The 20,681-nt window shown below is 69.7% G+C and carries 22 protein-coding genes, 1 pseudogene and 1 riboswitch; of the genes and pseudogenes, 8 read left to right on the forward strand and 15 right to left on the reverse strand.

Annotated elements, in window-relative coordinates:
• Positions 1-70 precede the first annotated feature (70 nt).
• On the reverse strand, positions 71-1,102 hold the full coding sequence (locus AB0C28_RS06020; protein ID WP_358073226.1) for a hypothetical protein: 1,032 nt from the start codon (positions 1,100-1,102) through the stop codon (positions 71-73).
• A 170-nt stretch (positions 1,103-1,272) separates the two neighbouring features.
• Between AB0C28_RS06020 and AB0C28_RS06025 the strand changes: the two genes are divergently transcribed.
• Positions 1,273-1,833, forward strand: coding sequence for a dihydrofolate reductase family protein (locus AB0C28_RS06025; protein ID WP_357841073.1), 561 nt, complete (start codon positions 1,273-1,275; stop codon positions 1,831-1,833).
• Between the two features lie 130 nt (positions 1,834-1,963).
• Here the strand turns inward: AB0C28_RS06025 and AB0C28_RS06030 are convergent, their stop codons facing one another.
• Complete coding sequence (locus AB0C28_RS06030; protein ID WP_358073227.1) at positions 1,964-2,632, reverse strand: hypothetical protein; 669 nt, start codon at positions 2,630-2,632, stop codon at positions 1,964-1,966.
• A gap of 195 nt (positions 2,633-2,827) precedes the next feature.
• Here AB0C28_RS06030 and AB0C28_RS06035 point away from each other — a divergent pair, with 195 nt between their 5' ends.
• Both AB0C28_RS06035 and AB0C28_RS06040 read left to right on the forward strand, forming a co-directional pair.
• Positions 2,828-2,983: a hypothetical protein gene (locus AB0C28_RS06035; protein WP_358073228.1), complete on the forward strand. Its 156-nt coding sequence runs from the start codon at positions 2,828-2,830 to the stop codon at positions 2,981-2,983.
• Positions 2,980-3,120, forward strand: coding sequence for a hypothetical protein (locus tag AB0C28_RS06040; RefSeq protein WP_358073229.1), 141 nt, complete (start codon positions 2,980-2,982; stop codon positions 3,118-3,120). Before AB0C28_RS06035 ends, AB0C28_RS06040 begins: the two co-directional genes overlap by 4 nt.
• A 38-nt stretch (positions 3,121-3,158) precedes the next feature.
• Here the strand turns inward: AB0C28_RS06040 and AB0C28_RS06045 are convergent, their stop codons facing one another.
• Together AB0C28_RS06045 and AB0C28_RS06050 are read right to left on the reverse strand one after the other, a co-directional pair.
• Complete coding sequence (locus tag AB0C28_RS06045) at positions 3,159-3,881, reverse strand: hypothetical protein (RefSeq protein WP_358073230.1); 723 nt, start codon at positions 3,879-3,881, stop codon at positions 3,159-3,161.
• Positions 3,882-4,087: 206 nt separating this feature from the next.
• Positions 4,088-4,489 (reverse strand): hypothetical protein, encoded by a 402-nt coding sequence (locus tag AB0C28_RS06050; protein ID WP_357843106.1) that lies wholly within the window; start codon positions 4,487-4,489, stop codon positions 4,088-4,090.
• Between the two features lie 274 nt (positions 4,490-4,763).
• On the opposite strand from AB0C28_RS06050, the gene AB0C28_RS06055 reads away from it, so the two are divergent.
• Positions 4,764-5,009 carry a hypothetical protein gene (locus AB0C28_RS06055; protein ID WP_357843109.1) on the forward strand — a complete coding sequence of 82 codons (246 nt, stop codon included), beginning with the start codon at positions 4,764-4,766 and terminating at the stop codon, positions 5,007-5,009.
• 9 nt (positions 5,010-5,018) lie between these two features.
• Here the strand turns inward: AB0C28_RS06055 and AB0C28_RS06060 are convergent.
• Positions 5,019-5,234, reverse strand: a pseudogene (locus AB0C28_RS06060) (helix-turn-helix transcriptional regulator); the annotation flags it as partial.
• Between the two features lie 223 nt (positions 5,235-5,457).
• On the opposite strand from AB0C28_RS06060, the gene AB0C28_RS06065 reads away from it, so the two are divergent.
• Positions 5,458-5,808, forward strand: a complete 351-nt coding sequence (locus tag AB0C28_RS06065; protein ID WP_358073231.1) for a hypothetical protein — start codon at positions 5,458-5,460, stop codon at positions 5,806-5,808.
• A 168-nt stretch (positions 5,809-5,976) separates the two neighbouring features.
• Positions 5,977-6,963 carry a hydroxymethylbilane synthase gene (hemC, locus tag AB0C28_RS06070; RefSeq protein WP_358073232.1) on the forward strand — a complete coding sequence of 329 codons (987 nt, stop codon included), beginning with the start codon at positions 5,977-5,979 and terminating at the stop codon, positions 6,961-6,963.
• 230 nt (positions 6,964-7,193) lie between these two features.
• Here the strand turns inward: hemC and AB0C28_RS06075 are convergent, their stop codons facing one another.
• The 5 genes from AB0C28_RS06075 to AB0C28_RS06095 all read right to left on the reverse strand — a co-directional run bounded on the left by AB0C28_RS06075 (position 7,194) and on the right by AB0C28_RS06095 (position 11,794).
• On the reverse strand, positions 7,194-7,658 hold the full coding sequence (locus AB0C28_RS06075; RefSeq protein WP_357841094.1) for a type II toxin-antitoxin system HicB family antitoxin: 465 nt from the start codon (positions 7,656-7,658) through the stop codon (positions 7,194-7,196).
• Positions 7,659-7,836: 178 nt separating this feature from the next.
• On the reverse strand, positions 7,837-8,433 hold the full coding sequence (locus AB0C28_RS06080) for a hypothetical protein (protein WP_357841097.1): 597 nt from the start codon (positions 8,431-8,433) through the stop codon (positions 7,837-7,839).
• A gap of 520 nt (positions 8,434-8,953) precedes the next feature.
• On the reverse strand, positions 8,954-9,655 hold the full coding sequence (locus AB0C28_RS06085) for a CHAP domain-containing protein (protein WP_357841103.1): 702 nt from the start codon (positions 9,653-9,655) through the stop codon (positions 8,954-8,956).
• 12 nt (positions 9,656-9,667) lie between these two features.
• Positions 9,668-9,804, reverse strand: a riboswitch (cyclic di-AMP (ydaO/yuaA leader).
• A gap of 117 nt (positions 9,805-9,921) precedes the next feature.
• Positions 9,922-10,875: a Gfo/Idh/MocA family oxidoreductase gene (locus AB0C28_RS06090; RefSeq protein ID WP_358073233.1), complete on the reverse strand. Its 954-nt coding sequence runs from the start codon at positions 10,873-10,875 to the stop codon at positions 9,922-9,924.
• 97 nt (positions 10,876-10,972) lie between these two features.
• On the reverse strand, positions 10,973-11,794 hold the full coding sequence (locus AB0C28_RS06095; protein ID WP_357841109.1) for an aldo/keto reductase: 822 nt from the start codon (positions 11,792-11,794) through the stop codon (positions 10,973-10,975).
• A gap of 98 nt (positions 11,795-11,892) precedes the next feature.
• Between AB0C28_RS06095 and AB0C28_RS06100 the strand changes: the two genes are divergently transcribed.
• Both AB0C28_RS06100 and AB0C28_RS06105 read left to right on the forward strand, forming a co-directional pair.
• A complete protein-coding gene (locus AB0C28_RS06100) occupies positions 11,893-12,837 on the forward strand; it encodes a hypothetical protein (protein ID WP_358073234.1) in 945 nt (314 codons plus the stop codon).
• A 2-nt stretch (positions 12,838-12,839) separates the two neighbouring features.
• Positions 12,840-14,078 carry a DUF6716 putative glycosyltransferase gene (locus AB0C28_RS06105; RefSeq protein WP_358073586.1) on the forward strand — a complete coding sequence of 413 codons (1,239 nt, stop codon included), beginning with the start codon at positions 12,840-12,842 and terminating at the stop codon, positions 14,076-14,078.
• A 22-nt stretch (positions 14,079-14,100) separates the two neighbouring features.
• Here the strand turns inward: AB0C28_RS06105 and AB0C28_RS06110 are convergent, their stop codons facing one another.
• The 5 genes from AB0C28_RS06110 to AB0C28_RS06130 form a co-directional block, all read right to left on the reverse strand.
• Positions 14,101-15,345, reverse strand: coding sequence for an alpha-2,8-polysialyltransferase family protein (locus tag AB0C28_RS06110; protein WP_358073235.1), 1,245 nt, complete (start codon positions 15,343-15,345; stop codon positions 14,101-14,103).
• Positions 15,342-16,325: a glycosyltransferase family 2 protein gene (locus AB0C28_RS06115; RefSeq protein WP_357841118.1), complete on the reverse strand. Its 984-nt coding sequence runs from the start codon at positions 16,323-16,325 to the stop codon at positions 15,342-15,344. Before AB0C28_RS06115 ends, AB0C28_RS06110 begins: the two co-directional genes overlap by 4 nt.
• A 28-nt stretch (positions 16,326-16,353) precedes the next feature.
• The gene (locus AB0C28_RS06120; RefSeq protein WP_358073236.1) at positions 16,354-18,390 is read right to left on the reverse strand and encodes an N-acetylneuraminate synthase family protein; all 2,037 of its coding nucleotides are present in this window, start codon (positions 18,388-18,390) and stop codon (positions 16,354-16,356) included.
• Positions 18,391-18,461: 71 nt separating this feature from the next.
• Positions 18,462-19,139, reverse strand: a complete 678-nt coding sequence (locus tag AB0C28_RS06125) for a response regulator (protein WP_357841123.1) — start codon at positions 19,137-19,139, stop codon at positions 18,462-18,464.
• Positions 19,136-20,617 (reverse strand): sensor histidine kinase, encoded by a 1,482-nt coding sequence (locus AB0C28_RS06130; protein WP_358073237.1) that lies wholly within the window; start codon positions 20,615-20,617, stop codon positions 19,136-19,138. Before AB0C28_RS06130 ends, AB0C28_RS06125 begins: the two co-directional genes overlap by 4 nt.
• Positions 20,618-20,681: the final 64 nt, after the last annotated feature.

Below are 20,681 nucleotides of genomic sequence, written 5' to 3' on the forward strand. Positions count from 1 at the left end.
AGCGGCGCGATCCCCGAGCCCAGGCCCCCGACCACGAACGCCCGGCCGGGACGCTCACAGGACGCGACGCTCAGGCCAGTTCGTCGATGCCGATCTCCTGTAAGGAGCCGTCACCCTGAGGCCGGAAGAACCGCGGCTCGCCCATCCGCTCTCGGATCGCCATCAGCTCGGCCCGGCGCTCCTCGGGAGTCGGCCCGTCGGGGTCGACGACGTTGAACCCGAGCAGAGCCACGTCCTCAGGATCGACATCGTCCGGATGAACCTCGCCCTCGATGGTGAAGCCGAACAACACATGCAAAGCCATCTCACCGAGTTCGAGAGGATGGAACGGCAGCGCGTACGGCTCCGTGCCGCCCCAGGCGGGATCGGGCTCAACGGGATGCAGCCCCTCCCAGAACGGCAGCTCGAAAGGGAAGGGCTCGCCGATGTCCTCGATGACGCCGTGGCCGGGGGAGAGGCTGAGGGACCGCACGAGCCGGCCGTCCTCCCAGACGGCGAACGCCAGCCAGTCGACCACGCTGTGCATGGCATGCAGCACAAGCCGGCGGCCCCTGCTCGCCTCGACGAGATGGGAAGGCAGAAGGGACGGATTGTCCAGCATGAAGCTGTCGGCGCAGATCAGCTCGACCCCGGGAAAGCTGGTCGCATAGGCCAGATCTTCGGGCGGCCGCACGTCGTCCGAGAGATTACCCGGCTCGGCGGGGGAGACGGTCCAGTCGGGAAAAACCCGGTCGATCAGGGCGGCCGTCGCGGAGGCGTCAGGTCGGTGGAGAGTGCGGAGGAGCCCGGGCAGGTCGCCGTCGGAGTAGGCGATCAGGCTGGTTTTCGCTCCCATGCTGCGGGCTCCCGTGGCTGTGTCGCGGAGGGGTCTTGAGATCACGAAACTTAGCGGGCGCGACCGACAACTTCTCGGGATCTCGGCTCGGCGTCGCCGCGCGAGCACCGCTCGGCACGGCTGGAGCGGCCGGGCCTGGACGACCGGCGTGCGCCGGGTAGCGCGACGAGCGCCGAGGTCGTCGAGCCGGCCGCGCTGGTTGTCCTGAGAGGGTGCCTTCGAACCTCGATCCTCAAATTCGATCGCGAAACACATTAGGTCGAACACGTGACCGGGCCTGAGCTGCTCTAGTGCCGCCAAATGTCCGCAGAATGTCCGGCCAGAAACCTGGTGCGATGCATTTCAGCCGCGGAGAATAAGTGCCCCCGACCTGCGGCATGTCAAAGCGAGTTGGATCGAGACCACCGGAGGTAGATGTGGCGATATCAGTGCTGGACATGTCGGTATCGGTCGACGGGTACGTCGCAGGCCCGAACGACGGACCGGGCAACCCGGGAGGGGATGGATTCATCCTGCACGATTGGGCCCTCACCCCGGACGGTGATTTCCGTAGGTCGGGATCCGCCGGGAAACTGATGCACGAGATCAATGAGGCTGGGGCGGTCGTGTCGGGACGGCGTACCGCGGAACAGGTCGATCACTGGGGCGGTGTTCATCATGGTGATGGTGTCCCGGTCTTCGTGCTCAGCCATCGGCAGCCCGACCCGTCGGTCGCGGAGTATCCGTTGATCTCGTACGTGAACGACGGGATCGAAAGCGCGATGGCACAGGCCAAGGCCGCTGCCGGAGACCGGCACGTGCATGTGATCGGCGCCTATACGGCACAGCGCGCACTGGAGGCCGGCGTACTGGATGAAATACGAATCCATCAGGTGCCGGTCCTGTACGGAGGGGGCATACGGCTGTTCGAGGTCCTGGCGTCGCGGGTGACGCTGGAGATCGTCCGGGTGATCGACACGCCGGAAGCGACCCACATCCGTTACCGCGTCCGCCACTGACTCAGGCGTCGTTCGAAGGGGCCACGCGTGCGCTGCGGGTGCGGCGTCCGGAGCCGGGCCGGTACCGCGGAGAGGATACGGGTGTTGCGGCGCCGGCCTTACAAAAGGGCCTCGTCTTCGGGCCGAAAGATTAGTCGGCTGGTTTGTCACTATGAGCGCCCAGCTCGCTCCAGGCGGCACGGTCGCTACTAGCTTGTGCGTTCGCGGTGTTCCCGATCAGGTCGTTGCCGAACTTCACCCTATTCGCCCCTCTGGGGCATTGATGACCTACCATGGAAGTGTCTATTGTGATAGAAGCTTTGCCAGCAACCCCGCTGTAGTCGAAAACACGTCGCCGAATAAGTGAGCGATCAGGAGCTGATGTTAGAGCCTGTACGAAGTTCGGATGTTCAGGCCTGTCAGAGGATTCGAATCCATAAGACGGCTCGCTAGGTGGAGGTCGGCCAGATAGCTGTCGGACCTTTTCACGTCCGGCGGCTTCTTCGAGCGCTGCCGCCAGTTCACCGTCCAAGGCCATCCCGGCAGCATGATGGTGCGCGCGAGCGGTGGTGGAGTCCACACTGACCAGGTCGAGGTCAGCCTGCCCGCGAGCAGCGGCCTCGGCGATCATCGTCTGCATCACCAGCTCGAACATGCCGTGATCCCAGTCGCCGCGCTCGGTCAGCCGGTTCGCCGCCACCAGGTACGCCTCCGCCTCCGCGTCGCTGCGCGAGGTCCAGCCGCGCAGGATGGGCACCAGCCACACCCCGTCGTCGCCGATCTTCACACCCTCGGGTGGCGCCTTGCTCTCGCCGGCCATCTCCTCCAGGACGTGTAGCCGCCCATGCCCAGCGACGAGGCGGCCGGTGCGCTCGTCGAGTTCGCCGGCGAGGGTTCGATCGACTTCCTGATGGCCGGAAGGTCGTGCTCCTTCGGGTTCCGGACGGCGCGGGCGATCTCGGGGAGGGGCATGTGTTCGATACGGCGCATCAGGTCCTCGCAAAGGTGACGTTTCGTGAGCACCAGGAAGCCGAACCTGTACGACGAGGCCGCGTACCCGGTCGCGATCCCGCCGCTGGTGGCGTACGCACCGGAGGGCGAGTCTACGACCGCGGGGCGTTCCTGCCGGCGTGGCGGCAGACCGCGCCCGACTCGTGGGAGGGGCTGGTGACGTGGGTGGTGACGTCCCGGTCGGAGGCGGGTGAGATTCACCAGAAGCTCGTGGAGTGGGTGCCCGCTGACCAGCTCAGCCAGGTCTCGGCGGAGGCCCTGCGCGGCCGGTACAAGAAGGTGCCACGCATCAAATGATCTTGAAGCCGTGCGTGGAACGCACGAAGCGGAGACTGTCAGGAAGCCAGGAGATCGAAATGGAACCCCACAATGAACAGAACGAGAGCGATCCAGCGGGCCGGGTGCGCCGGTCGGTGACGGTCCAGCAACCATCCGATGCCTCGGCTAAGCGGTACGCAGAGGCCATAGATGAAGATCAGCCACGGTAGAAGCAGGAGTCCGACGGCGATGGCCGCGATCAGCGCCACTGGGGTGACGAACAGCGCCAGGTCCAGCTCGCCGCGTAGTTCCTTGCGTGTCTTGGTGGTGTCGTCCTGAGGCCACAGCCGCTTATGAACAACGGAGGAGAGCGCCAGGAAAGAGAAAAAGCCGAGTATCAGCAGGGGGAGCAGCCAGGGCCTCTGGTCGATCCACCGGCCGGCTGTCCAAAGCGGGGTTAAGAGCTGGGCGAAGAACTGCTCAACCGGTGCGACGAATTCGGACACGAACATCAAGACCCACAGGGCAATGTAGGCCAACAGCGTGGTAACGAAGGTGACCACGGCCACCTTCTCGGCACCGGAGGAGAAACCTCGGGCCCAGGGCACCCGGAGTAACCGCTTGCCGAAAGCACGCAGCGGTTCGGGACCGATGAGGTCGAGGATCACCGTCAGTCCAGCCATGAACTGCAGGAGCTTGCCGATCCGGGCCCAGTACGTCAGCTGGAGACCCCAGAGCTGGCTACCGGTCAGGGAGGATCCAGACCACCACTGCGACCAGAGATCCCACAGCTGTCGCATGCGAGCATGATGCCATGATGCAGCCCTATAGATGGATGGGCGAGGGCGTCAGGGAGGGACGATGCCTGCCCCGCCGTACCTGATCTTGAAACAGGTGAGGCGCTGAGAGCGAATCTCAGCGCCTCACCTCGCGAGCGAAACTGCCATAGGGCCAGGTCAGATAGGCCGCGAGCGGCCACCATGATGAGCATCCCGCGCGCGATGATCTAGACGTCCGCGGGCGATCCGGCGGTCAAGCTGCGTAGCTCGCGAGCCGCCTCCAGCGCGCGGCTCTGCTCCGGCAACGCGTCGAGGATCCGGCCGAGCGTGCGGCGCCGGATCGTGCTGACAGGCCACGCCCGCGCGGTGGTCACGGCGTGCGCGAGCCCGTCGTTGACGTGGCCGTCCCCGACGAGGGCCAGTGCGCGCACGAGCTCGTAGTGCGTGATGTTGCCGATGAACGTGGTCGGGCACAGCGAGATCGCCCGGTCCACCGCGCGGGTCGCGTCCGCGGTGTCTCCGATCAGAGCCAGCGAGTAGGCGTCCGCCCACGCGGCATCGCGTTCCACGAAGCTCCACAGCGGCGTTGTCCGGTCGCTGGTCGCGTCGTCGGGCAGCCTCTCGAACACGCCTCCCAGATCGCCCAGGGCGGCGCGGGTCGTGTGGACGTCGCCCTGCGAGGCGGAGATGAACGCCCGTGCGCGGAGTGCCTCGGCCAGGCCGGGGCTCGCCGACGTCGCTCAACTCCATGCCCATGAGTACGGCGAGTTGCGCGCCGACCCGTAGCAGACCGGTGCGAGCGGTCGCGGAGGAGGTTCGCCCGAGGAGCCGAGAGACCTCGGCCAGGTCAGCGGCCACGGCGTGGACGAGTGTTCCCGGCGCCTGGGTGTAGTAGGCGAAGCCGTGCTCCCACGCGACTTCTTGCCAATCGTCGGAGCGGACCTCGCGTTCGGCGACGGCGTTCTCGATCCCGGAGAACAACGTCTCTATAGTGCCTGGCGGTATGACCGCTCCCGCGCTCAAAGCGGCGATCAGTCTCATCGCAGCGCGCCGATGCATGTCATCATCCTCGGCAAGATTATGGGCCCTTTCAGGCGCGGCCTGGCGAAGGCGGTCAAATTCGCCGGCAAAGGCATGAAGCGCTTTTAGCCGCCCTTGTGCACCATACAAGGAATCCAGTCGCTCGATCACATCGGGCTGAACCGGCGCTTGGCCGCGTTCCCATCTTGACAGATCGCCATGGTCGCAGCGTGCCTGGGCCGCCGCGTCGCGCTGGCTGAGGCCGCGCACCTCATCGCGCCAGTAGCGCAGCTCTGAGCCCAGCAGGTGCCAGGGCGACGCGGCGGGATCGACGGCGTCAGGGCGGCGAGGCATTCAAGCCCATCTCCTCGTTGGTGGGGTTGGTGGAAACTCGCGTTCCAACATCCACCCCCTTGGATGCGCTCCCCGAATTCTCTCACTATGACACTGCGCTTCCTGCTGGAAACGCGAAACTCCTGGACGGCGCGTAAGCCCTGATCAGAAAGGCCGCCGAAGTGAATTCCGGCATAGCCATCAATTCGGCCGACGCAATTGAGTTCGCCGGGTGGTGCCCGCAATGAGCCTCATTGATCGGGACACGACCTTCGCCCAACGAGACGCCGTGATCGGGGCGTGGCTGGAGCTCGACTTGCGTGATCGTCAGCTCGCCGTGTTGCGGCTCAGCTTTCCCCAGTGGGTGATCTCCTATGCCCTCGCTCAGGCCGGCCCTCTGCGCCCGGCGTCATCGCACCACTCACTCGAGGGAGGCACCCCCGTGACCGCGAAGAGCACAGACGAGAAGCCGGCCGCGGTCGGGCCTCCGCAACTGCGGATCAGCTTGTGGGGCATCGGGCTCCACGGCGGCGTGTCCGCTCTGATGAAAGACCTCGACGACCAGCACCACAAGGACCATAAGGCGGCGTCGTGAGAGACGTCCTGATGTGGCTGTATCCGGCCGTCCTCATCTTCGGTGCGAAGCCGGTGATCGACTTCCCGGAGCGCACCTGCGAGCCCCGAACCGAGGACCAGGACCACCCTCCGCTAGCGTCGATAACCGTACGCATGCCACCCGCCAGCGGCCGACCGGAAGACCACTATGACCGATGCTCTGCAAGACGCGTTCCCCGACCGGCCGCTGCGGATCGGGACGCGTAGCTCGCCCATGGCGCTGCACCAGGCCGGTGGCGTACGCGACCGCATCCAGAAGCGCGTGCCCGGCCTCGACATCGAGATCGTGCCCATGACCACCACGGCCGATCTCTGGCCCGGCGACCTGTCCGAGCTGGGCGGCAAGGGCCTCTACACGAAGGAGATCGACCGGGCCCTCATGGCCGGCCGGGTGGACATCGCCGTGCACTGCATGAAGGACGTTCCGGGCGACGTGCCGCTCCCGCCCGGTCTCGCGTTCGGCGCCTACCTGGAGCGTGACGACGTGCACGACGTGCTCGTCACCCGCGACGGCACGCCCCTCGACAAGCTGCCCGCGGGCTCCGTCATCGGCACCAGCAGCGTGCGCCGCCGCGCGCAGCTCCACATGGTCCGGCCCGACCTGCGCGCGGAGCGCATCCGCGGCAACGTCAACAGCCGCCTCGGCAAGCTCGACAACGATCACACGTACGCCGGCCTCATCCTGGCCCGCGCCGGCCTGCGGCGGATCGGCGCCACCGGACGGCACGTCGAGGTCCTTCCGGTGGAGTTCCATCCAGCGGACGAGGGCGTCGTGTCCATGGTGCCCGCGGTGGGCGCCGCGGTGATCGGCGTCCAGGCACGGCAGGCGGACGTCCCGATCATGCGACTGCTCGGCGAGCTCAACCACCCGGCGACGGCCGCGCACATCCTGGCCGAGCGGACGATGCTGCACATGCTGCGCGGCCACTGCAACAGCCCGATCGCCGGGTACGCCTCGACGACGGCGGACGGCCTCATGAGCTTGTCCGGGATGGTGTTCAACCGTGACGGCTCCACGTTCGTCAGGACCCACATGTGGGGTGACCCCGCGGATCCTGCCACGCTCGGCTCCCGCGTCGCCTCCGACCTGCTCCACCAGGGCGCCCGCGACTTGATCACGACGACCCGCAAATGAGCACCTGACTTCCCGGCTCGGAACCGTCACCGCGGGAAATGAACCGCACATGCCCATGAGCGATTCCCAGTGCAGATGGTGCGCCGAGGTCTTCTTCGGCGTCAGGCCAGGCTCGAAGGCCCCTCATCACACAAATCCGGGGACGGGCAAGAAGTGCGCCGGCTCAGGCCAGAAGACCGGCGCCTATGTCGAGTAACCCGTCCGGCACATTCAGGGCCCCGCCAGTGGCCCTACTCGGTGCTGCGGGGCGCCAGCTGGCTGATGCGCTGCGGCGACAGGCCCAGGACGCCCCCGGCGTCCCGCACCGTCCACCCCTTGCCGGTGAGCAGGCGAGCCGCGCCGGCGACCGTGTTGCGCTCGGCCTGCTCGGCGTCCGCTCGGGCAGTGCGGGCGAGGGTGACCGCGTCGAGGGCGGCGACGATCTCCGGGTCGTCCGGTCGCATGGTGATGCCGACGGCGTGAGGCTGTTCGCCGAGCAGTTCGGCGACGAGCTTGTGTGTGTTCCGGTGAGCTTCGGTCCAGTGCGAACCCTGGGCCAGGACGGCGCGCCCGTCGGGCAGGTCATGGACGGTTACGGTCCACTGGTTGCCGTCGCGGGTGGCTGTGGCGGGGTATTGGGCGAACTTGACGTCGACGAACTCGTCCGGGTCGCCATCGCATTCGGGCTCGTCAAAGATCTTCTCGAAGTGTTCCATGCGGGGGATTCTAGGGGGCGATACGCGAGTCGTCTAGCGTGACTAGATGGACATCGTCTAGCGCCATTGGTTGACACTGGTCTCATCCGTTGTTTACGGTCCCTCCTCTGAGAGTGGATTCTTCTCCCAGGTCACGGCACCCGGTCACGATGATCGCCCGGAGGTGACCGCCTGGCAATCAGCGTGCCCGAGCCCTCCGGCGTGCCCATGCGATTCCTGCCAGTACGACCGCCCCAGCCAACGCGGCGATCACCATGACACCGGTCCTGTCGGGAGCGGGCGGGGGTTCGGCTTCGACCCGGACAGGGGTTCCGAGGGCGGTGATCAGTTCGGGGGTGAGCGGTCTCGCACCCTGGGTTCGGTCGGAGAGTCGCAGCGGGTGGTCGCCGACGGGTAGACGTCTGTTGCCCGAGCACAGGCTCGTGCTCAGTTCTGAGCCTCGGGTACGGGCGAACACCAGGTAGCGAGCGCCTTCCACGAACTTGTACCCGCAGGCCGGCCCCTGCGCCTTGGTGAAGACCTCGAACTCGGCGGTCGGCGCGCCCTTGTAGACGTGGTCGGCACGGAGGCTGGCGGTGACGGAGCCGCCGTTCAGCATCGATTCGCCCACGCGGACGTCCGTGACGGTAGCGGAGAAGACGGCCGTCGCCGCGCTGACCTGTTGTCGTGGCGTGAGCATCGCACACGAGCAGCCCGAAGCGGCGGTCACCGGACCGGCGGTGACCAGGAACAGGACTGTCGCGATGGAGAACGCCGCGAGCACACGCATCATCATGCCTTGATGACGTACGGCGGACGTGATCGGTTCGACCGGTCCTATCCGGGTCTCGCTCTGTCCGGTGCAGCGGCGTCCCCATACGCGTCTTCGGGCCATGATGTGCGCTGGGAGCGATTGGCTGCGGAGGAGTCCTGTTGAGCGAGACAGTGCCGGTGATCTCCGGTGACGCGATGTTCTGGGCTTATGACGTGGCGCTCGCGGTTCTCTTCATCGAAACCGCCCGAGTCGGGGCGGAGGAGCCGGTGGATCTTCGGCCCTCGTGGTGGCCGGAGTTGGAGCAGGATCTCCGCACGCACGCGTTGGCCGGCAGCAGTTCCGCGGTCCTGCTGGACGGTTTCAGCGAGGATCGGCGGCAGGTGCTCCTGCGCTGCGTCGTGGAGGCGGCTCGACGGATCGAGGCTCGCGGTGGCGTACCTCTCGCTCCGGCTGGGCCCGGGAGCCCCCGAGCGGGGCCCGTACCTCCGGAAAGGCGCGAGCGCGCGCCCCCTCGTGGGGCGCGCGCTCGTGGGTGGGTTTGTCAGGCGGCGTAGTCCGGGTAGCCGTAGCCGACGACCTGCGACTTCGGACGGACGCGCTCCTCGACCCGGCCGTTGCCGGTGTTGCCTTCGATCGTGGAGATGGTGCCGTTCTGGTTGTCCTTCAGGACGAAGCCGACGTGCTGGATGTCGCTGAGGGACTTGCCGCCCTTCCAGGAGAAGAAGACCACGGCGCCGGGCTTGGCGACGTCGCCGAAGCGGTGGTTGGCCCGGAACCACTTGGCGTGGGCGACGGTGTAGGCATCCCAGCCGACCTGCGGGCGGGCGCCGGTCTGCTCGCCGACCCAGGAGACGAACATCGAGCACCAGGCGGCGTTCAGGTACGCGTTGCGGTTGCCGCCGTCGCGGGCCACGGTTTCGGCGGCGCGCTTCGAGTTGGCGTACCACTGCTGGTACTTGGTGCCGCCGCCGGAGGCGTTCTCGGAGGTGCCGATCTGGGCCTTGGCCACGGACAGGACCTGGTCGGCCGTGACGTTGACCTTGGTCTCTTCGCTCCTGTCACCGGCCTTGTGGGCGGCGGTGGCGGAGTCCGGGTGCCTGGCGGCGGTGGCCGCGGCTACTCCGGTCGCGGTGTCGGCGTTGGCCGCGAGAGGGGCGCCGAGGGCGGAGGCCAGGATGGCTCCGCCCAGGAGGGCGCGGGTGATGCCGGTTTTGGGCGCAGCAGTAAGACGGTACTTGGCCATCGAGGGGGTTACTCCTTGCTTCCATGCCGCTTACCGGGTTAGCTGACGGGTTCGGGCGTGGAAGCTGCCCTACGGCACCGGAGTGCCGATTCACCCCAAGGACATGGGTCCCCGGTTCCGTACGAAGACGGATTCAGCGGTCACAGGACGATCCTGTGATCTTTCGTGCGATGGTCAGACATAGCCGGACAAACCGGGCGTATGCCTCAAGGTGCCTCATAAGGTAATACATGAGGCAAGAGGATTACAAATCCATAAAAGCGCAGTCAGGTGAGTTGTCTGCGCGCGTCGGCCAGAAGTCCCATCATGGCAAGGGATTCGTCAAGCGGCATGATCGAGGATTCGGTCCTGCCTTCGGCCGTGGCGGCACGGACTTCGCGAAGCTCCCCGGCGTATCCGTTGTCCGCCGGATCGAGAACGTGCTCTTCCGGCTCCATGGAGGGCCCGGTGAGGAGGATCCGCTTCGGCGCCCAGAACGGCGCCGGGATGTCCGCCCGCATCTGAGTACCCACAACACTGGCCATGTTCGGGTAATTCCCCAGCAACGAGGCCGCCACGAGAGCGTGCCGTCCGCCGGGGTAGAGCAACGTGCCGGCCGCCTCCGCGTCCACCCCGGTCGGGGCCAGGGAGCCGGTGAAGCTCAGGCCCGAGGGCGTGCCGAGGAGCAGCTGAGCCAGGCTGAACGGGTAGATCCCCAGGTCGAGCAGGGCGCCGCCACCCAGCTCCGGCGCCCACAGGCGATGCGCGGGATCGTACGGGGCGGCGAAGCCGAAGGTGGCCTGCACCGAGCGGAGCTCGCCGAAGCGCGGATCGGCCGCGATCTGCTGGATGAGGGGGTTGAACCGCATCCACATCGCTTCCATCAGGAACACGCCCGCCTCGCGCGCCAGCCGCACCATCTTCTCGGCGTCGTCCATGGTGGCCGCCAGCGGCTTCTCGCAGAGCACGGCCTTACCGGCGGCGATGGCGGCCTCGGCCACCTGGAGGTGCTGGGCGTGCGGGGTGGCCACGTAGACGGCGTCGATCGCCGGATCGGCGCACAGTTGCTCGTAGGAGCCGTAGGCCGACTCCGCCTCCAGCGTCGAGGCCAGAGCCTGCGCTCTGGCCAGATCTCGTGAGCCGACGGCGCCCACCCGCATGCCCGGTTCGGCGGCTATGGCCGCCCCCACCGTACGCGCGATGCCGCCGGTCGCCGCTATTCCCCAGGTGAATTCTCGCACGCCGCAGATCGTACAGGAAAGGTAAAAATATGGTTATGTGGGGATAAATCGGGACACCCCGAAAACCTCTCCCGTCACAAAGGCGGTGAACCGCCCGTCACGCCACGTTGAACGTGTCAGGATCCGGCCCGATGCGCTGCCCCCTGTTCATCGCCCCGATGGCCGCCATCGTCTCCGGGTCGAGAATGAAGTCGAACACGTCGATGTTCTCCTTGATCCGCGCCGGCGTGACCGACTTCGGGATGACCACGTTCCCGAGCTGCAGGTGCCACCGCAGCACGATCTGCGCCGGCGTCCTGCCGCACTTGTCCGACAGCATCGTCAGCGCCGGATCGGTGAGCAGCCCCTTGCCCTGCCCGAGCGGGCTCCACGCCTCGGTGAGGATGCCGTTGGCCTCGTGGAAGGCGCGCAGCTCCCGCTGCTGCAGGTACGGGTGCAGCTCGATCTGATTGATGGCCGGCGTGATGTCGGTCTCGTCCATGAGCCGGGTGAGCGTGGCGACGGTGAAGTTCGACACGCCGATGGCCCTGACGCGCCCGTCGCGGTAGATCCGCTCCAGAGCCTTCCACGCCTGGACGTACTTGTCCTGCCGCGGCACCGGCCAGTGGATGAGGTAGAGGTCGATGTGATCGAGCCCCAGCCGGGTCAGGCTCTCGTCGAAGGCGGCCTCGGCGCGGTCGTGGTCGCCGTTCCACAGCTTGGTGGTGACGAACACCTTCTCGCGCGGCAGCCCGCTCGCGCGGACGGCCCGGCCCACTCCTTCCTCGTTGCCGTAGGCGGCGGCCGTGTCGATGTGGCGGTAGCCGGTCTGGAGCGCGATGGCGACCGCCTGCTCGGCCTCGTCGGCCGGCACCTGGAAGACGCCGTACCCGAGCTGCGGGATCTGCACGCCGTCCGTGTTGAGCAAGAGCGAGTTCATACTCTCCATTGTTCATACCGCGTTCCTGCGGGCTTAAGGCGGTGGGGCTAGCTTGAAGCGGTCGTGAACGGCCCATCACCCCGCTGGGAGGGCAAGGAGTGGTCGAACAGGCGTCGGCCTGGGTGGAGTCCCCGCTCCAGATGCTGTGCGCCGTCGAGGCCCACCACGCCGGGCTGCTCGGCCCCGCGACGGCCGTCGTGCCCCGCGCGGGCCTGCGGCCGCTGAAGGCCACGCGGCGTGAGCTGCGCGCGCTGGGGCTGCCCGACGGCCTCGAACTGGCCGAGCCGCGCGAGCGCATGCCGAGACGCGTGCAGGCGGTCGGGGACGCCTTCTCCGGACGGGTGCAACTGCGCTGGCTCACCTCCGGCCCTGGCCGCATCGTCATCGTGGATGACGGCCTGGCCACGCTGCGGCTGCTGGAGCTGCTGGCGGCGGGCCCGCACCGGCCGCTGCTGCGCGCCCGCGCCCGTTCCACGAATGTGCGCGCCCTGCTCGGGCTGGCCGCCGCGGTGCGGCTGCGGCTGAGCGAGGTGGCGGTGTTCACCGCGCTGCCCGTGGACGAACGGCTCGAAGCGGCCGTCCGCCGCGCCGGCGTCGATCTCGTGCGCCACGACTTCGCCTGGCTGCGTGCCCAGCCGCCGAGCGCCGAAGGACCGGCCGAGCGCACGGTCGTGCTCGGCACCTCGCTGGTCCGCAACGGCCTCGTGCACCGCGACCACTACCTGCGCTGGCTGACCGACCTGGCCACCCGCGAGCCCCTGGCCTACTACCCGCACCGCCGCGAGGACCCCGTGGACGTCGCGCTGATCCGGGAGCGTCCCGGCATCACCGTCCACGACGCCGGCGCGCCGGCCGAGCTGACGCTGCGCGGCCTGGACCCCGGCCAGCGCGTGCTCAGCCTGCCCTCGACCGCGATCACCTCGCTGCGGGTGCTGCTCAGCCCGCGCGGCGTCGCCGTCGAGCCCGTGGACGTACCCGATGACTGGTGGACCAGCAGGGCGGCTCCCGCCCTGCGCTCGCATTTGACAGGAGTGTCCGGTTGAGAGTGCTGGCGGTCGCCGACTCCGACTCGTATCTGAAATGGGCGGCCTGCCTGCTCGGTGACCTGCCCGAGGGCTGCGTGACGGAGCTGGTCGTGGTGCGCACGCCGATCGCGCCCTCGCCCGAGCAGATCGCCGCGGCCGTGCGCGGCACGCGGGGCGAGGGGCGGAGCGGCAGGCGGGGAGGCGGGCCGGACGAGGGGCAGGACGAGGGGCAGGACGAGGGGCAGGGCGGCGGGCGGCCGCCGGTGTTGTCGGCGCGCTCCGTGCGGCGGCTGGCCGAGCGCACCAGGCCCGACGTGATCCTCGTCGCCTGTACGGGCCCGGTGGTCGACGTGCTGGTGGCCGAGGTGCTCGGCGGGCTGCGCCCGCGGCCGGTGTTCGTCAGCGGCCTGCCCGGCATCTCGGTGCCCGCCACCGAGAAGGCGTGGCTGTTCCGCAGCGGCTGTGACCTGTTCGTGGTGCACAGCGAGCGGGAGGTGGCCGAGTTCGCCGCGATCGCCGGCCGGCTCGGCGGGGGAGGGGCGGTGGGGCTGGCCCGGCTGCCGTTCCTGCGTCCCGAGGCGGGCACGGGCAGCGGGAACCGGGTGGTGTTCGCCACCCAGGCCAAGGTGCCGCGCGAGCGGGAGCGGCGCGAGCGGATCCTGCTGTCGCTGGCCGAGCTGGCCGAACACCGGCCCGACCTCGACGTGGTGGTCAAGCTGCGCGCGCTGGAGGGCGAGCGGCAGACGCACAACGAGCGCCACCACTACCAGCGGCTGTGGCGGGAGATGGGCGAGCCGGGCCGGCTGACGTTCGCCGCCGGGTCCATGCAGGAGCAGCTGGAACGGGCGGCCGGGTTCGTCACGGTGAGCTCGACGGCGGCGCTGGAGGCCATCGCCATGGGCGTGCCGTCGCTGGTGCTGCGCGACTTCGGCGTGAGCGCCGAGATGATCAACCTGGTGTTCGAGGGCAGCGACCTGCTGGGCACGATGGAGGAGCTGGCCAAGGGCGACTTCCGCGCGGCCTCGCCCGCCTGGTGCGCGGCCAACTACTTCCATCCGGCCGAGCGTGACTCCTGGACGGGGCTGCTGGCCGGGCTGGTCGCCGGGCCGCGGACGCCCGCCAGGTCGCTGCTCGACGGCCCCGGGCACGCGGCGGCCCGGCGCCGGGCCCGGCTCCGGGTGGAGGTGCCCCCGAAGATGTTGCGGGCCGGCTACCGGGCCAAGCGCCGGATGCGCCGCTACCTCAAAGCGCTGACCTGAGCCGTACGCCAGAGCGACGGCCTCAAAGCGCTGACCTGAGCTTCCTGCGGATCCTGGTGAACGCGCTGGGCCTGGCCGCGTCGGCGAGGCCCAGCATCTCCAGCCGCCTGCGCTTGAAGTAGCGCGGATCGAACGCGATGCCGTCGGGCCGCAGGTCGGGGTAGGCGTCGGCCTGCATGCAATAGCCCACCGCGCGCAGCAGCGCGGGCAGGTCCGGCTCGGGCGGCCGCTCGATGTGGCCCTCGGCCGACAGCCTGGGCAGCAGGGCGTCCACGATGGTGGCCGGGATCCGGTTGCTGTTCTCGTACGGGGTCAGCCGCCGCAGCACCGTTTCGGTCCCGTACGAGGCCACCGGCAGCCCGAAGTAGCGCCAGGCCGTCACCAGCCCCGTGGAGAAGCAGCCCACGACCAGCTCGGGCCGCAGCGCGGCGAAGCACACCTCGGCCGGCACGCTCTCCGGGGCCACCGTCAGCCGCACGTCCAGCGGTTTCGCGGCGGCCCGCAGTAACTGGGCGTGGCGGCGGCCGGCGGCCGGGTGCGGCTTGAAGACGACGTCGGTGTGGCCGCGCGCGACCAGGGCCTTGAGCATGGTCTCGTGCAGGCCGGCCTCCTCCTCGGGCGTGAGGAGGTCCAGCGCCGACAGGTACTGGCCGAGGATCATCGCCGGCCCGGACACTCCGGATATTTCCGAAATCTCCGACACTTCGCGCACGACTGACAGGAAGCGCTCGCCGGGCAGGATCTCGGGGGCGACGCCGTACTCGCTGAGCAGCAGCGGTTCGAGCCCCGGCACCAGGTCCAGGTGGATCAGCCGGTCGATGCGCCGGAAGATCTCGGCGGGCAGCGGATCGCGCGTCGGGCCGTAGCTCATCAGCCCGTCGGAGTAGACCGAGATCGGGCAGTCGCGCACCAGCCCCGCGATCGTCCGCGCCGGCGGCACCGCGATCGACTCCAGCACCAGCTCCTCGACGCCGTCGAGCCCCCAGTGGGAGCGGATCAGCCGCTCCGTCATCGGCACCTCGATCACCCGAGCCCGCCAGTCCGACGGATGCAGCGGCGCGATGAGCTCGTTCCAGGAACGCACCTCGTCGAAGCGCGAGCGCAGCGCGGCGAAGCCGGGCGCCTGGTCGGCCGGCATGGCCACCTCGGGGACGGCCGCGTTGTTCGACACGATCAGGACCCGGCGGCCCGTGCCGAACCGGCCGTCGTCGATGGCGGCCGCCAGCGACATCACCCCGAACAGCGTCGAGGCGTAGAAGACCTTCACGATGTCTCCTCCCGGTCACGGCGGACCCGGACGTGCGGGCTGGGGGGCAGATCGGGCACCAGGGCGCGCAGCGCGGCCTCGCGCTCGACGGACATCCGCGCCACAGACTCCGCCACCAGCTCAGGCGGCAGCGCCCGCACCATCTGCGCGCCGCGCTCCTCGAAGCGGGCGCGCAGGGCGGGCGTGAAACGGTCGGCGAGCTCCAGGTGGTGGGCGAGCAGGGCGCAGAAGTTACGCGCCGCCTTGGGCAGGAACTCCGGCTCCAGGTCCTTGAAGACCAGCTCGAACGCGTCGAAGAAGTGCAGCTGGCGCTCGTCGCCCACCTGCGTCAGCGACCCGGACACCATGCGCCGGTAGAAGACCCCGGCCAGCGACACCACCGCGAACGTGGCGGCCTCCCGGTGCAGCCGCCAGATCCACGGCCGGTCCTCCGCGGTGTGCAGCGAGCCGGGGAAGTGCAGCAGGTCGCCCAGGGAACGCCGGTAGACGCCCGCCCACGCGTACGGGTAGTCGACCATGGTCCGCACCCCGGCGGGCAGGATGGCGGCGCGAGGGTCGAGCACCGCGCCTCGCCGCGCCTGCGGGGCGCGGTGCACGACCCGTTTACGGCCCTCGACCTGCACGTGGTCGGCGCGGACGAAGTCGCAGCCGAGCCCGTCGATCGCCTCGACGAGCCGTTGCAGGTAACCGGGGGCGAGCCAGTCGTCGCCGTCCATGAACGTGACGTACCGGCCGGTCGCGGCCGCCAGGCCCGTGTTCCGCGCGTCGGCCAGCCCCACCGGGGCGGGGTTGCGCAGCACGGTCAGCCCGGGCAGGTCACCGGCGAAGTCGTCGATGATGTCGCCCGTGGCGTCCGCGGACCCGTCGTTCACGACGATGAACTCGAAGCCGGGGCGCGCGTTGCGGGACAGCGAGGTGAGCGCGTCGGCGATGAAGCGCTCGCCGTCCCGCACGGGCACGACGACCGAGAGGGTGATCAAGGGGGGTTTCTCCTGAGAGGTGACGGGATCAGACGGTCACCCGGCGCAGGCGGGCCTTGGGGGCCTCCTCGCCGGGGAAGACGCGCTTGACGCCGTCGCCCATGGCCTGCTCGATGATGCGGATGTCGCGGACGAGGTGCTCAAGCCCCGACGGCTCCAGCGAGGCGGCGTGGTCGGAGCCCCACATGGTGCGGTCGAGGGTGATGTGCCGCTCCACGCAGACGGCGCCGAGCGTGACGGCCGCCAGGGAGATCTGCAGCCCGCGCTCGTGCCCCGAGTAGCCGACGGGCACGCCGTAGCGCTCCTTCAGCGTGGTGATCGTGCGCAGGTTCGCCTCCTCGGGAGGCAGCGGGTACGTGGACGTCGCGTGCATCATGATCAGCCGCTCGGTGCCCAGGATCTCCACGGCCGCGTCGATCTCCGAGAGCGTGGACATACCGGTCGACAAGATGAGCGGCTTGCCGGTGGCGGCCAGCGCGCGCAGCAGCTCGTGGTCGGACACGCTCGCCGAGGCCACCTTGTGCACCAGGACGCCCATGTCCTCCAGGAACGCGACCGACGGCACGTCCCACGGCGAGGCGAACCAGTGCAGCCCGCGCTCGCGGCAGTGCTCGGCGATCTGGCTGTACTCCGCGCGCCCGAACTCGGTGCGCTCCTTGTACTCCAGGTACGTCATCTCGCCCCACGGCGTCTGCCTGATCTGCCCCTTCTGCTCCTCGGGCACGCAGATCGCGGGAGTGCGCTTCTGGAACTTGACCGCCTGGCAGCCGGCCTCGGCCGCCACGTCGATCAGCCGCCTGGCCAGCTCGACGTCGCCGTTGTGGTTGATGCCGATCTCGCCGATGACGTAGACGGGCTCGCCGTCGCCGACCCGGACGTCGCCGATCGCCACCGGCCCGAACTGCGGCCGGGTCCGCGCCGCGGCGGCCGCCGGCTCGGGGCGGGCGGCCACCACGCGGTCGCACAGCTCGCGCACCGCGCCGTCGCCGCCGGGCCTGGTCAGCACCACCCTGGCCGCGGCACGCACGCGCGGGTGGGCGTCGGGGGTGGCCACCGGCCAGCCGACCTCGCTCATCGGGCCCAGGTCGTTGACGTCGTTGCCGACGTAGGCCACGCGGGCCGGGTCGAGCCCCTCGATGGTCAGCCAGTCACGCAGCACGGTGCGCTTGTCGGCCAGCCCCTGCAGCACGGGGACGCCGAGCTTGCGGGCGCGGGCGGCGACCACCGGGTTCTGCTCGGTGGACATGACCAGCACCTTCACCCCGGAACGGCGCAGCAGCGACACGCCCATCCCGTCGGAGCGGCTGACCAGCACCATCTCGCGGCCCTCCGAGTCGATGTAGGCGCGGTCGTCGGTGTGCACGCCGTCGAAGTCGGTGATGACGGCGTCCACGTCGATCGGCTCCGGCGCGTCCACGAAGGGGGCCAGCGCGCGGACGAGCTCCAGGTCCTCCGGGTTGTCGATCTCGATGCCGTGCTGCGCGGGCACGGGCTGCACGGCGACCGAGCCGAAGAAGCGGTGCCCGTGCTCGCGCAGGCCGGCGGTGCGCATGACGTAGAAGGCGCCGTTCTCGCGGAACTCCGGCTCGCGGTCCTGCCTGCGCGGCCTGAATGCCGGGTCGTGGTTGACGCCCGCGCCGCCCGCCGTCCAGAGGAACTCGTGCGTGGGCAGCCCGGACACGACCGAGTCGGCCTCGCCGTCGAGCACCTTGCGCACCGCCGCCGACAGGTCGGCCGGGTCGATGAACGCGCTGGTGCACTGCACGAGCACGACGACCTCGGGGTCCTCGCCGAGGGTGTCGAGCGCGTGCAGCAGCGCGGACTCACTGGAGGCGGTGGCGCCGCTCAGCTCGGCGGGGCGCTCCACGACCAGCGCGCCCGCCTCGCGCGCGGTCTCGGCGATCCCGTCGTGATCGGTGCTGACCACGACCTCGTCGATCAGCTCGGCGCGCCGGCACGCCCGCACCGCCCGGGTGACCAGCGGAACGCCCCCGACCAGGGCGAGGTTCTTCAGGGGTACGCCCGCCGAACCTCCGCGGGCGGGAACTACGGCCAGGACTCGCAAGGTGTCTCCTCAGTGCATCGGATTGCACCCAGAAGCTAGAAGGCCGGATTGAACGCCCAGCGTCACCCTCATTAACTTTCCATGGGGATCCGGTAGAGCAACTCTGGCCGGCCCACGCCGCCGTACTGCGGGATGCGGACCGCCACCCCCAGCTCCACCAGGTATTCCAGGTAACGCCGCGCCGTCACTCTGGACACGCCGACCGCGTCGGCCACGGCCTGCGCGCCGGCCCCGCCGGGGTGCTCGCGCAGCCGGGCGACCACGCTGTCGAGGGTGTCGCGGGCCATGCCCTTGGGCAGCTCGGACGAGCCGCGCAGGGTGCCGAGGACGCGGTCCACGTCGCCCTGCCCGACCGCGGTGGCGCCGCCGCCCGCCTCCTGCTTGAACCGGGCGTAACGGGTCAGCTTCTCGGCGAGTGTCGCGTACGTGAACGGCTTGAGCAGGTACTGGGAGATCCCCAGCGACACCGCCGAGCGCACCATGGCCAGGTCGCGCGCGGAGGTGACGGCGATGACGTCGCACATGAGGCCGCCGGCCCGGATCGCCCGGCACACCTCCAGCCCGTGCATGTCGGGCAGGTAGAGGTCGAGCAGCACGAGGTCCACCGGCCGCCCGCGCAGGAAGCGCAGCGCCTCCCCGCCGGACCTGACCACGCCGGCCACCGCGAACCCGGGCACCCGCTCCACGTAGATGCGGTTGGCCTCGGCGGTGATCTCCTCGTCCTCGACCACCAGCACGGAGATCGTCATGGGACCGGCAGCCTCACCGTGAACTCCGAGCCGGCCACCTCGATGGAGCCGCCCAGCCGCCGCACCGCCTGGCCGACCAGCGCCAGGCCGAGCCCGTGCCCGTCGCCCTTGGTGGTCCAGCCCTTCTCGAACGCGGCCTGGTCGGCCAGCCCTGGCCCGTCGTCGGCCACCCTGATCACGACCTCATCCTCCCCGCCGCGCAGCCGCACCTCGACCCGTCCGGCCGCGTCGAGCGCGTTGTCGATCAGGTTGCCCACGATCGTCACCAGCTCGCGCGGGTCGAGGCCCGGGTCGTCCAGCTCGCTGTCCTGGCTGATCACCAGCTCGGCGCCGCGCTCGGCGGCCTCGGCGCTCTTGCCCAGCAGCAGCGCGGCCAGCACCGGCTCGCGTACCGAGCCCACCACCCGGTCGGTCAGCTCCTGCGCCGCCCGCAGCTCCGCCGTGCCGAGCGCCACCGCCTGCTCCGTGCGGCCCAGCTCGACCAGCGTGATCACCGTGTGCAGCCGGTTGGCCGCCTCGTGCGCGGCCGAGCGCAGCGAGTCGGCGAAGCCGCGCTCGGCGTCGAGCTGGCCGGTCAGCGCCTGCAGCTCCGTGTGGTCGCGTACGGTGACGACCGTGCCCAGCCTGCTGGCGGCGCCGTTGACGGCCAGCACCCGGTCGCCGACCAGGTGGACCCGCTCCTCCGCGCCGGTGAGCAGCTCGCCCAGCCCCAGCTCGCCCACGTGACGGCCCTCGGCGTCGGCGGGCAGGCCCAGCAGCTGCCTGGCCGCGTCGTTGCACAGCGTCAGCGTGCCGTCCTTGCCGACCAGCAGCAGGCCCTCCCTGACCGCGTGCAGGACGGCGTCGTGGTGCTCGTGGATGCGGCCCAGCTCGACCGGTCCGAGCCCGTGCGTCTGGCGGCGCAGCCGCGCGGTGACCAGCCAGGTGCCGGCCGCGCCCAGCGACAGCGCGAGCGCGATGACGAGCGCTCCCCACGCGAACTGGTCGCGCAGCCTCGCGCTGATCTTGTCGATCGTGATGCCGGCGCTGACCAGGGCTCGCACCCGGCCGCCCGCCACGACCGGCGTCACGGCCCTCCTGGACGCGCCGAGCGTGCCGGTGTAGGTCTCGGTGAACGTCTCGCCCGCCAGCGCCCTGCCGGTGTGCCCGAGGAAGCGCTTGCCGATCTCGGCCGGGTTGGGGTGGGTGTAGCGGGTGCCGTCCGGCCGCATGATGGTGATGAAGTCGACCCCCGTCGCCAGGCGCACCCGTTCGGCGTACGGCTGCAGCCGCACGCTCGGGTCCGGCTCGTCCAGGGCGGCCAGCACGTCGGGCGAGACCGCGACGCTGAGCGCCACGGCGCTCGCCGTGCGACCCGCGTCCTCGGTCAGCACCTGCCTGGCCTGCACGAGCGCGAGCACCGCGCCGCCCGCCACCGTGACGGCGACCACGAGCAGCTGCAGGACGAGCATCTGCCCCGCCAGGCTCCAGCGCCGCATCTGAGCACTCTCCCGTGAACGAAACTTACGCAATGGTGACCTGCATCACTCGTGAGGCGCATAT

The sequence above is a fragment of the Nonomuraea sp. NPDC048892 genome (assembly GCF_040649735.1).
Taxonomy (GTDB): domain Bacteria; phylum Actinomycetota; class Actinomycetes; order Streptosporangiales; family Streptosporangiaceae; genus Nonomuraea; species Nonomuraea maheshkhaliensis.